The sequence below is a fragment of the Candidatus Atribacteria bacterium genome (assembly GCA_011056645.1).
GTDB classification, from domain to species: Bacteria; Atribacterota; Phoenicimicrobiia; order Phoenicimicrobiales; family Phoenicimicrobiaceae; genus Sediminicultor; species Sediminicultor quartus.
In genome coordinates, this window is sequence record DSEL01000072.1 from 1 (window position 1) to 11,967 (window position 11,967).

The window sequence follows — 11,967 nt, forward strand, 5'->3', positions numbered from 1 at the left end:
GAATATAAAATTATTGAAAAATATTGCTATTTTTGATATATTAAGCATAAAATAATGTATCATATTGTATTTACTTAAGAAATATGTATTGAACCATAGAGAAAAAAATAGAATACAAGAATTAGGATTACGAATGGAAAATAGCTATATCTTGCCGATTAACCATAGAAAGCGAAGTAATTACTAGATTTGGATTGCTTCGTCATTTCGCTCCTTACCTCGATAATTGAGTAGTGCAATTGGCTGATAGGTCAGCTAAAAATTATCTTAACTGGAGAGCTATTTGTATAATCCTGGATACCAATAAAATATAGAGGATAAAAAATTATGATGAAAAAAGAGAAAAAAATTTATTTCGATAACGAGCTTACCGGCTTAAGAGACAGTTTGACTAAGATGGCTGATTTAGTAGAAAAAGCAATTGATATGTCTATCAGGTCTTTAGTTGAACAGGATTTGGATTTGGCGGCAAAGGTCATTGAAAATGATGACATCATTGATAAAATGGAATTAGATATTGAAGAACAATGTTTGCAATTAATTGCTCTGCGTCACCCTATTGCCAAAAATTTAAGAATTATCGGTTGTGGTTACAAAACCATATCTGATTTAGAAAGAGTGGCGGATCATGCTGTAAGCATTGCCAAATCCAGTCAATATCTTTCCACTAAATCAATGGTAAAACCACTGATAGATATTCCTCGAATGGCTGAAATTGCTCAGAATATGTTAAAAGACAGCTTAAATGCTTATTTCGAAGGAGATGTAGAGTTAGCCAAAGAAATATGGGCTAGGGATAAGACGGTTGATGATCTGGATCATCAGATATTTCGTGAACTCTTGACCTTCATGATGGAAGATCCACGTACTATCAGCAGAGCAATTCACTTGATTTTTATTTCAAATAATATTGAACGGATTGCGGACCATGCTACCAATTTAGCCGAACGGGTAGTATATATAGTTGATGGAGAAAGAATGAAAAATTATTTTAATAATGATAAAAAAACATAGAATACAATATCTCAAAATAAATAAAAGGTATGTTGATAGGATCTTTAATTGATTCGTTAAAAATAAATATAAAAAGGTTATAATCGGTGGAAGTAATCAAAAGTAATTTAGAAATAATTAAGGAAAAAATAAAAAAAGCAGCTTTAAAATCTGATAGAAATCCTGAGGAAATAAAGTTGGTAGCAGTCACTAAAACTGCTTCTATAGGACAAATAAAGGAGGCTATAAGCGCAGGCATAAGAATGATTGGTGAAAATAAAGTTCAGGCTGCCAAAGAAAAATATCATATTTTAACTATCGATACCGAGTGGCATCTGATAGGACACCTGCAAACCAATAAAGTAAAATATGCTATAGAAATTTTTGATTGTATTCAATCGGTAGATAGTATAAAATTAGCTAAAGAAATAGATAAACGTTCTTTGCAGTTTGGGAAGACCACTAATATTTTAATTGAAGTAAATGTCTCCGGGGAAAAAACTAAATATGGGATTAAACCGGAAGAAGTAGAAGCTTTTCTCAAAGAAATCTCTGAATTTTCCGGAATAAGAGTTAGAGGTTTAATGACCATTGCGCCCATAGAAGAGATGAAAGAAAAAGTTCGTCCATATTTTAGAAAGCTTCGGGAATTATCCCAGGAAATAAAGGGTAAAAATATAAAGAATATTAAAATGGACTATCTTTCCATGGGGATGACCGATGATTTTGAAATAGCTGTTGAAGAAGGTGCCAATATGCTTAGAATCGGTAGAGGGATATTCGGGATTCATTAACTACTAATTTAAATAAAAACACAAATAAATAAGCGGAAGGAAAATATTATTCATGATTTTACTGATTCAAATAGTGAACCTGTTTTTCAGAATTTACAGCTATTTAATTTTAGCGAGAATATTTTTAACCTGGATTCCAATAGATCCTTATAATCCACTGGTTCGATTTATCTATAGAGTTACCGAGCCGGTTTTAGCGCCTTTCAGGATTATATTGCCTTTGGGAGGGGTAGGGTTAGACCTTTCACCGATCATTGTCTTTTTTTTACTGAACTTGCTACAAAGGGCACTAATTAATATACTGGTCAGTATAGCTTTTTAATATAGTGAAAAAATAAACTGAAACGATAATATTAAACGAGGGGGATAATTGAATGAGAATTACACCAATGGATATTGAACAACAAGAATTTTCTAGATCATTCAGAGGTTACAACGAAGAAGAAGTAGATGATTTTTTAGATAAGATTGTAAAAGATTATGAAGAATTAATTAATGAAAATGTAAGACTTAATGAAGAAATAGAAAAGATGCAAGAAAAATTGAAAGAATTTGGTGAAATTGAAGAGAATCTAAGAAGTGCTTTGCTTAATGCTCAAAAATCTGCCGAAGAAATGAAGAGCAGGGTAGAAGATGAAGCAAAAGCAATCATAGAAAAAGCAAAGATGGAAGCAAAGGCGTTAAAACAACAGGTCTTTCAAAGGGAGGACTTATTGAAAAATGAAATTGATAGCCTGCGAAGGTATAAATTTATTTTTAAGGAAAAATTTAGATCAATGTTAAATTTATACTTAAAAATGTTAGAAACTGAGGACTTTGAGGAAAAGGGAAATTACAAGCTCGAAGAGGATGAAGTGACCAAAGAGAAGGAAGCAAAAAATATTCCCAGAGAGAGATCGGAAAAATTGGAAGGATTTAATCTAACAGAAGATTATAACCTTGAAGAAAAGGAAGATTAGCACGACATTAACTACATTCATGACTTTTTTAAAATGACGGGTAATGACCTTGTCGTTAAAGTTAAAATTATTCCCGGCACATCTCGGAATAAAATTGACGGGGTATACAATAATGCTTTAAAAATTTCTATCACTGCTCCGCCGGTAGAAGGAAAAGCTAATAAAAAATGCATTGCCTACTTGGCCAAGTATTTTGGTGTAGCGAAATCAAAAATTGAAATTATTTCTGGGAAAACCAGCAAAAATAAATTGATCAAGATTTACGATATTAGTCCGGAAGATTTTATAGATAAAATAGAAAAAAATATTTGATAAATTGATATTTATTAGCCTGGAGTGAGTTGATAGGATTCATCAGAGAACAATGATTCCTTTAAAAGCTCTGTCCTGTACTGATTTCTATATCTCTTGTCAGAGTACGATTAACGAGGTAGGATATAGGGAATAGATTGACATAAAATGATTTTATATGTTATTATTACTAAGTAAAAAATAGAATAGTGATTTGTTAATTTGAGGAAGAGTAGGTAGATACAATTTCACAACGAGCAGGGACAGTGGAAGCCTGTAAATTAATTCTATCCAAAATCGTCTCGATATTTCTAATTGAAGTTGACAAAAAAGTAGATTGGAACGGTGAATATCGTTAAAAAGCGGAGTATATTTGTTTTTTTAAATATAATTTACTCTTTGAGTTCATTATCGTGAGTTAATGATAAAAATTGGGTGGTAGCACAAGAACTTTTGACCTCTTGTCCTTTTATGCGGCAAGAGGTTTTTATTATATTAGATAAATTATAAAGCACGAGGAGTGATTCAGATGGATTACAAGGATAGCTTAAATTTACCCAAAACAAAATTTAAGATGAAAGCTAATCTGGCACAGGAAGAACCGAAATTATTAGCTTTTTGGGAAGCACAGGAAATATATAATAAAGTATTGGAAAAAAAGAAAAATCTGGAAAAATACATCTTACACGATGGACCACCTTATGCCAATGGGAATATCCATATAGGGACCGCTTATAACAAGATATTGAAAGATATAATCCCCAAGTATAAATCGATGAAAGGATATAACGCTCGTTATGTACCCGGATGGGATACCCATGGTTTGCCCATAGAGTTTCAAGTTACCAAAGAAATGAAAGTAGACCTAAATGAGATAAACCCGGTTGAATTAAGAAAGAAATGCACGGAATATGCTAAGCATTATATTAATGTGCAAAGAGAAGAGTTTAAACGATTAGGAGTAATGGGCGAATGGGAAAATCCTTACCTAACCCTTAACCCTGCTTATGAAGCAGAACAGATAGAGGTATTTAAAAAGATGTTTTCTCGAGGATATATCTACAAGGGATTAAAACCTGTATACTGGTGTGCTAATTGTGAAACAGCTTTGGCAGCAGCTGAGATAGAGTATCACAACAAGCAATCCTCTTCCATATATGTTAAATTCTTGGTAAAGGATAGCTTAAAAAAAGTATTTCCGGAGAACGGAGAAGAAAATAATTTTGTCCTTATCTGGACTACTACTCCTTGGACTATTCCCGGCAACATGGCCGTTGCTCTTAATCCGGACATTGAGTACAGTTTAGTTAAAACAGAAACAGGGAATCTCTTGTTAGCTTCCGCTCTAGTAGAAAAAGTAATGAAAGAAATTAATATTACAGATTATCAGATTATCGGAAAAGCAAACGGTAAATTATTGGATGGTATAAAATGTAAGCATCCTATTTTTGATCGAGACTCAATATTGATCTTGGGTGACCATGTTTTATTAGATGAAGGGAGCGGATGTGTACATACTGCTCCAGGACACGGACAGGAGGATTACGAAATAGGAGTAAAATATAAAATACCTATCTTTACTACCCTGGATAGTCAGGGAAAATTTAATCAGGAAGGTGGAAAGTTTAAAGGATTAACTTATGAAGAAGGAAATAGAGCAATAATAGAAGAATTGGATGAGAACGGAACTTTATTGAAGGTAAGTAAAATAATGCATTCTTATCCCCATTGTTGGCGCTGTAAAAAACCGGTAGTATTTCGGGCAACCGAACAATGGTTTGTAAACATCAAAGCTTTTCGTGATTTAACCTTGAAAGAAATTGAAAGGGTACAATTTGTTCCTACCTGGGGTAAAGAAAAAATATATGGTATGGTAGAGACGAGAACCGACTGGTGTATTTCCCGTCAAAGGGTATGGGGAGTACCCATCCCGGTTTTCTACTGTAAAGGATGCAAAGAAATTATAGTCAATGAAGAAACTGTCAATTCGGTTAAAAAATTATTCCTAGAAAAAGGATCGGATTCTTGGTTTTCTTTGTCTGCTAGGGAGATTTTACCCGAAGATTATAAATGTCCCCATTGCCAGGGTAAAGATTTTGAAAAAGAGAAAGATATCATGGACGTGTGGTTTGACTCTGGATGCAGCCATGCGGCAGTACTCAGGAAGAGAAAGGAACTTCACTGGCCGGCGGAAATGTATTTAGAAGGGACTGACCAACATAGAGGTTGGTTCCAAACTTCGTTACTTACCTCGGTAGCTGCTTTTAAAAAAGCTCCTTACAAAACAGTTCTAACTCATGGTTTTATTGTGGATGCGGAAGGTAGGAAAATGTCTAAATCTATTGGTAATGTCATTGCTCCTCAGAAGATAATCGAAAAATACGGAGCAGATATATTAAGGTTATGGGTAGCCTCTTCTGATTACCGAACGGATATCAGGATTTCTTCCAAAATATTAGATCAATTAGTGGAAATATATCGGAGGATCAGAAATACTGCCCGCTTTATACTGGGAAATTTGAGTGATTTTAATCCCCGGACAGATATGGTTTCTTATCATAATTTGGACCAATTAGACTGCTTAATCTTGAGTAATTTTCAAAGTTTAGTGAAAAGAGTTAACGAAAGCTATAATCAATTCGAATTTCATTCTCTCTATCACGAAATTCATAACTTTTGTGCTATCGATTTGAGTTCATTTTATCTGGACATTATTAAAGATAGACTTTACACTGCCTTTTCCGATTCCCTAGAACGCCGAGCAGCTCAGACAGTATTGTATCAAATAATCAATGATTTAGTTAAAATGATTGCTCCAGTATTAAGTTTTACCGCAGAAGAAATTTGGCAGTATTTGAGAGAAATTGAAAAAGGCGAGGAAAGTGTTTTTCTCACTTCTTGGCCGGAAGTGAACGACAATTATAGAGATAAAAAGTTAGAACAAAAATGGGATAACCTTTTAAAAATCAGAAAAGATGTTTTAAAGGCACTAGAAATAAAAAGAGGAGAAGGCTTTATTGGTAATTCTTTGGAGGCACAGGTAAATATTTATACCACTAATAAAGAAATTTACGATTATTTGATTTCTTTTAAGGGTCAGTTAGAAACCATATTTATCGTTTCCAAAACCGATATAGTTCATGGAAAAGGAGATAAGGAGCTCTCTTTTGATGCTTATGCCGGTGTTGAATTTCCGGATATTACAGTGCTAATCACCAGGGCACCTGGTAAAAAGTGCGAAAGGTGCTGGTGTTATAGCGAAACGGTAGGAGAAGATCAAAAACATCCGACTATCTGCCATAGATGTGCTAAAGTAATGCATGAGCATTTTAAGGAGTAAAAAAAATACCATGGGATTTATACTTTTTACTCTGTTTATTATCTTGCTTGATCAGGCAAGTAAGATCTATATTCAGTACAATATGCAGATAGGAGAGTCTATTCCGATCATAACGGGAATATTTCATATTACTTATATAGAGAATCCATATACCGCTTTCGGACTTTTTAGATATCAAACTATATTTTTTGTTATTGCGGCGTTAGTTTCGATAATTATAATTATTTTAATTTACAAGAAAGTAATTTTCAAGGAAGACCCTTTTATGTATATTCCTTTGACACTCATTCTTAGCGGTGCAGTAGGCAATCTGATTGATCGAGTGAGAGTTAGTGGAAGGGTAATAGATTTTATAGATTTTAAAATATGGCCGATTTTCAATATTGCCGATTCAGCGATAGTGTGCGGAATGCTGGTATTATTGATTCATATTTTGTTCCACTCCTCGGAAAAAGAAGATGAGGGGGAAGGGGAAAAGGGGGAAGAGTGGGAAAAAGAGGAAAAGTATAAAGAACAAAATAAGGAGTAAATTTTAATGTATAGAATATTATTTACCATTGGTTCATTTTCTATATATTCTTATGGATTAATGATTGCTTTAGCTTTTATTACAGCTATTCTTTTTGCCATGAAAGAAGCAAAAAAAATAGGAGAAGATCCGGAAAGAATTTTAGATATAAGCCTGTATGTTATTTTAGGTGCCCTGATAGGAGGCCGATTGGGGTATGTCTTAATTTATCTCGATTATTATATGAAAAATCCTCTGAAAATATTATATTTTAGGCAGGGAGGATTAAGCTTTTTGGGGGGATTTTTGGTAGCTTATTTCCTATGCTGGTTGTATGTAAGGAAAACTAAAATATCTTTTTGGAAATATGCTGATATTGCTGCTCCCTCCATTGCTCTAGGGATAGCTATCGGAAGGATAGGCTGTTTTTTAAATGGCTGCTGCTTTGGGGTAGTATCGGAAAATTACGGGATCAAATTTCCCTCCTTAAATATGCCCCCGGTATATTTACAGCAGCTAAAGGATGGATTAATTGCCCCCGGAAGTTCCTGTACCCTACCGGTAATTCCTACTCAGATATATACTTCTTTATATGGATTTTTGATTTTTTTTATTCTTATCCGGATGAAAAAGCATAAAAAGTATGACGGATTTCTTATGTTGAGCTTTTTCTTATTATATTCAATTTCCCGCTTTACCATAGAATTTTTTAGATTTTACGAAAATAATTACAAAGTATTTAATTTATTAACTATTACTCAGGCTATTTTAATAGGTGTTGTATTGGTTTCCCTGGTGTTTATGAATATTTTGAAGAAAAAAAGCAAGAAAATATAATGATTCGTTAGTGAATAGCAGATAGTAGTTAGTAAGAAAAATATCTTGCTATTGATTGCCTAACCAATTAACCGAGTAATTAGCTAACTAATTCAATTAGGACTTACTTATGACAGAAAATGATAAAAGTTTATTATTTTTAGGTGAAGATAGGATTAGACTTGACCTCTATTTGACCCGGAAAAAAATATTTCCCTCCAGATCCCAGATTCGAAGTTTAATCGATCAGGGCAAAATCATAGTTAACTCCATAAGGGTGAAACCAAGTTATATTTTGAAAAATGGGGATGTGATAGATTTAGAATTACCGGAACAAAAAGAATTGGCAATCGAACCTGAAGCCATTCCTTTGGATATAATTTACGAAGATGAATATTTAGTAGTAGTTAATAAACCGGCAGATATGATTGTTCACCCTGCAGGGAAAATTCGTTCCGGTACACTGGTGAATGCCCTGCTTTACTATTGCCGGGATTCCTTATCCGGAATAGGGGGGGTAATCAGACCGGGCATTGTACACCGCCTGGACAAAGATACATCCGGTCTGATGGTTGCTGCGAAAAATGATTTTGCGCATCTTAATCTATCAAGACAGATCAAAGATCACCAGGTAACCAAAAAATATCTTGCCTTAGTTCACGGTAATATGAGAGATGATTCCGGAATTATCGATGCACCTATCGGTAGGAGCCTGAGGAACAGAAAAAAAATGGCAGTTATTGAAGGAAAAAGCAGGAAAGCAATAACTCAATTCAAGGTGCTAAGAAGGTTTTCCGGCTATACCCTCCTCGAAGTTATTCTTGGTACTGGTAGGACTCATCAGATAAGAGTACACCTGGCTTTTATCGGTTACCCCATTGTAGGTGACCAACTATACACTAACCGAAAACAAGGATTAAATATTCGAAGACAGGCTTTACATTCTCGTACTTTAGGCTTTGTGCACCCTTTATCTAAGAAATATATGGAATTTTCTGTACCATTGCCCCAGGATATACAGGAATTAATTGATTACCTGGAAAAAAATAGAGCATAGTAAAATTATTTTTGAGAAATCTTCTCCATTCCCCTGACCTCTTCTGCATTTATTTGTATCCAAAGACTCTTTTCCTGTGAATAAATCACCATTCCCGGTTTGGCATTTTTAGGTTTTTTCACGTGTTTTTTAAAAGTATAATCGACTAATATTTTATTATCTTTTTTTGCCTTACTGAAATAAGCCGCCAGATTTGCCGCTTGGATCAAGGTCCCAAGAGGGAGAGAATGTTTTTCTCCTTTATTTCTAATAATAACATGAGACCCCTGAATATTTTTTGCGTGCAGCCAGGTATCATTGCCAGATGCTAATTTAAAGGTTAAAAAGTCATTTTGTAGATTATTTTTCCCTACATAGATTTCCCAGCCATCTTGTGATATATATTTTACTGGCAATAGCCTGTTTTTATTTTTTTCTTTTTGGGGTTTTTTAGAGTAAGAAGCCTCTCCTTTTTTTGCCCATCCTAATTCGGTCAGGTGATGGAAAATTTTGAGCAGACCGGGAAGAGAATTGATTTCTTGTTCAAATAATTTCTTCAATTCGAATAGTCGAGCAATATTATCTTCATGGCTCTTTAATTGTGCAAAAATTATCTGAAAACTATCTTTTGCTTTTCGGTATTTTTTAAAATATAAGCGGGCGTTCTCCAAGGGAGTTAATCTTTGTTTTAGTGGAATGGTAATATTTTTCTGTTGGGGAGAATAATAGTTGATGCATCTAAATTCATCGTTTCCTCTCTTTATATCGGAAAGGTTTGCTTTTATCAATTCGCCGCATATCTTGTAGTGCTCACAATTTTTTACTTCTTCTAATTTTTTTTGGCAATCATTTATCTTGTTATTTATTTTTAGGTGATTTTTTCTGATGATCTGGTCTATCTTATTTTGTAAAGATAGAATCTCCCTATCTTTTTCCAGTTTACAAAATAAGAATTCCAAGCAGGAATTAGCGTCGGCAAAAGTTTGCCTTTGGAAACTGGTGAACTGAATTGAATCAATGATAGACCAGGCTTTTATTTTTTTTGATGAAGGTTCTAAAAAGAGAGCTGGTTGAAAATAATGGTTTTTGATTTTTATCATAATTTCGTTAAAAGAGGCCCAGAGCACTTTTAAATCTGCCTGGGAGATCTCAGATAGGTTCTTTTCTGGAAATAAGTTAGCTTGAAAAATCACCTCTTTGGCAGTCTGAAGGTTTAAGCCGGCAAAGCTGTCTTGGATCGCTTTTCGGAGGGTTAATTCTTTATTTTTGGTGATAAGAGAATTAAAAATATCAAAGAACCTCTCAGATTTAATATTTAAAGGGTTTATTTTATTTTGTGCAGGGGGTGGGACATAGATTTTTCCAGGCATAATCTCCCGGTAGCGGTTTATTTTGGAATCCAAGATTTTTAAAGCCGTTTCTATGGTTTTATCTTCTTTAAGAAGAATCATATTACTGTGTTTCCCCATAAATTCCATTATCAGGATTTTATTTTTTAATTGACCAAACTTCTGGTAAGGCTGGATAATAAAATGTAAAATACGGTCAAAGTTAGGATGTTGGATATCTAATATTTTCCCGCCCTTTAATTGATTCTGCAGAAGAGCTAAAAAAGAAGAAGCAATGGTTTTTTGTCTACTAACCGATTTTGTAAAGTAAATTTCCGGAAGTGAGGGATCGAGGGAAATATGGAGATAAAAGATTGTGCTTTTTTGGGAATCAATTGGACTAAAAGGCTTAGCGGAATTTATTTCCAGGACGATTTTATATTTCTTGGTCTGAATCAAGCTGACGATCTTTCCCTCTTTAAATTTTTCCAGAAGCTCTTCCCTCATAGCTGCCAGAGTTATGCTATCTAAGGACATATAAATCTCCTTGTTGATATATTTAACTTAAATATAATCTATTATAGAGGTATAATCAAGAAAATAAATGACAGGCAATCCTGATATTAGTATCGAGTTTGACAATTGTTGGGGCGCGATGCATCGTGCCCCTACGGGAAAATAATATTATTAATGGTAATGATAATAAAGGGTAATAACAATAATTCAAACCTTTAAGAAATAATAGGTTTTTTGTAATTTGTAGGGGCTTGATTCATCAAACCCGTAACAATAAATTAGCAAAAAACCCGGGTCGGATAAATCCAACCCCTACCTTATAAACTATACTTTAACAATGAATTAAATCAGTTAATTGGAGAATCAGTTAATCGATGAATTGGGGAATTGATATATTGTCTACTATCAAAATATTTGACAAGTAGTAAGTATTACCATAAAATTAGTGTGAAGTTTACAACCATTAAAATATAACAAGCAAAAGGGGAGCGAATTTGATTAAGAGCATGACCGGATATGGTGTAGGAAGGATTAAAAGAGAAGAGGGAGAATGTCTGGTAGAGATAAAGAGCTTAAACAATAAATACTGCGACATTAATATAAAAAACAACTTTTCCTCTTTGGAAATTGAGCAAAAGATGGAAAAGCTAATAAAAGATAGGATTTCAAGAGGAAAAATAAATATTTTAGTAAAAATTGAGGACTATAGTCTAACCGAAGAGAAGATTATATTAAATGAGAATATAGCTGATTCTTACTTTAAAAACCTGAAAGCTTTAAAAGAGAAGTATCAATTAAAAGATGAAATAGGTATCGATTCTCTCCTTAAATTCAAAGATATATTTACAATAGTAAAAGAAGAAGAGAGCGCTAAGATGTGGCCTATGATAGAAAAAGCTACCAACCTTGCCTTGGATTCTTTAATGAAAATGAGGGGAAAAGAGGGTAAGATTCTAGTTACTGATATCAGGAAAAGAATCAACAAGATACAGAAGTTGCTAGAAAAGATTGCTAAATATTCAAAATCTTCACCTATTGATTATAAAGATAAATATTTAAACAAAATAAAAAATTTAACTGATAGTTTGAATGTTGATGCGGGAAGGATCGAATTGGAAGCGGCAATATTTGCTGAAAAAACGGATATCACAGAAGAAATCACCAGATTAAAAAGTCACATCATCCAATTCGATGATTTACTGAATTCTGAGGAATCCGTCGGACGAAAAATGGATTTTTTAACACAGGAGATCAATCGGGAGATCAACACCATCGGATCAAAGTCAAGTGATGTAAAAGTAACTTCTATAGTTATTTTGGTAAAAAGTGAATTGGAAAAGGTAAGAGAACAAGCGAGAAATATTGAATAATAGAGGGATAATATGC

Annotated in this window: 11 protein-coding genes; 10 read left to right on the top strand and 1 reads right to left on the bottom strand. The window is 33.7% G+C overall.

Translation table 11 applies throughout. The features are described from left to right. Positions 1-327: 327 nt before the first annotated feature. The 9 genes from phoU to ENO17_03005 all read left to right on the top strand — a co-directional run bounded on the left by phoU (position 328) and on the right by ENO17_03005 (position 8,758). Positions 328-1,014, top strand: a complete 687-nt coding sequence (gene phoU, locus ENO17_02965; protein ID HER23998.1) for a phosphate signaling complex protein PhoU — start codon at positions 328-330, stop codon at positions 1,012-1,014. An 86-nt stretch (positions 1,015-1,100) separates the two neighbouring features. Next, entirely contained in the window at positions 1,101-1,787 is a 687-nt protein-coding gene (locus ENO17_02970; protein HER23999.1) for a YggS family pyridoxal phosphate-dependent enzyme, read from the top strand. A 52-nt stretch (positions 1,788-1,839) separates the two neighbouring features. Next, positions 1,840-2,109, top strand: a complete 270-nt coding sequence (locus ENO17_02975; protein ID HER24000.1) for a YggT family protein — start codon at positions 1,840-1,842, stop codon at positions 2,107-2,109. Positions 2,110-2,161: 52 nt separating this feature from the next. Then, complete coding sequence (locus ENO17_02980) at positions 2,162-2,746, top strand: DivIVA domain-containing protein (GenBank protein ID HER24001.1); 585 nt, start codon at positions 2,162-2,164, stop codon at positions 2,744-2,746. 33 nt (positions 2,747-2,779) lie between these two features. Continuing rightward, positions 2,780-3,058 carry a YggU family protein gene (locus tag ENO17_02985; GenBank protein HER24002.1) on the top strand — a complete coding sequence of 93 codons (279 nt, stop codon included), beginning with the start codon at positions 2,780-2,782 and terminating at the stop codon, positions 3,056-3,058. 502 nt (positions 3,059-3,560) lie between these two features. After that, positions 3,561-6,377, top strand: coding sequence for an isoleucine--tRNA ligase (locus tag ENO17_02990; protein ID HER24003.1), 2,817 nt, complete (start codon positions 3,561-3,563; stop codon positions 6,375-6,377). Continuing rightward, a complete protein-coding gene (gene lspA, locus ENO17_02995) occupies positions 6,358-6,906 on the top strand; it encodes a signal peptidase II (GenBank protein HER24004.1) in 549 nt (182 codons plus the stop codon). The genes ENO17_02990 and lspA overlap by 20 nt, the downstream gene beginning before the upstream one ends. Positions 6,907-6,912: 6 nt before the next feature. Beyond that, positions 6,913-7,722 (top strand): prolipoprotein diacylglyceryl transferase, encoded by an 810-nt coding sequence (gene lgt / locus ENO17_03000; GenBank protein HER24005.1) that lies wholly within the window; start codon positions 6,913-6,915, stop codon positions 7,720-7,722. Between the two features lie 109 nt (positions 7,723-7,831). Further along, positions 7,832-8,758, top strand: a complete 927-nt coding sequence (locus ENO17_03005) for an RluA family pseudouridine synthase (GenBank protein ID HER24006.1) — start codon at positions 7,832-7,834, stop codon at positions 8,756-8,758. A gap of 5 nt (positions 8,759-8,763) precedes the next feature. On the opposite strand, the gene ENO17_03010 is transcribed toward ENO17_03005, so the two are convergent. Then, on the bottom strand, positions 8,764-10,602 hold the full coding sequence (locus ENO17_03010) for a fibronectin-binding domain-containing protein (protein ID HER24007.1): 1,839 nt from the start codon (positions 10,600-10,602) through the stop codon (positions 8,764-8,766). A 473-nt stretch (positions 10,603-11,075) separates the two neighbouring features. Between ENO17_03010 and ENO17_03015 the strand changes: the two genes are divergently transcribed. Beyond that, a complete protein-coding gene (locus tag ENO17_03015) occupies positions 11,076-11,951 on the top strand; it encodes a YicC family protein (GenBank protein ID HER24008.1) in 876 nt (291 codons plus the stop codon). Positions 11,952-11,967 lie beyond the last annotated feature (16 nt).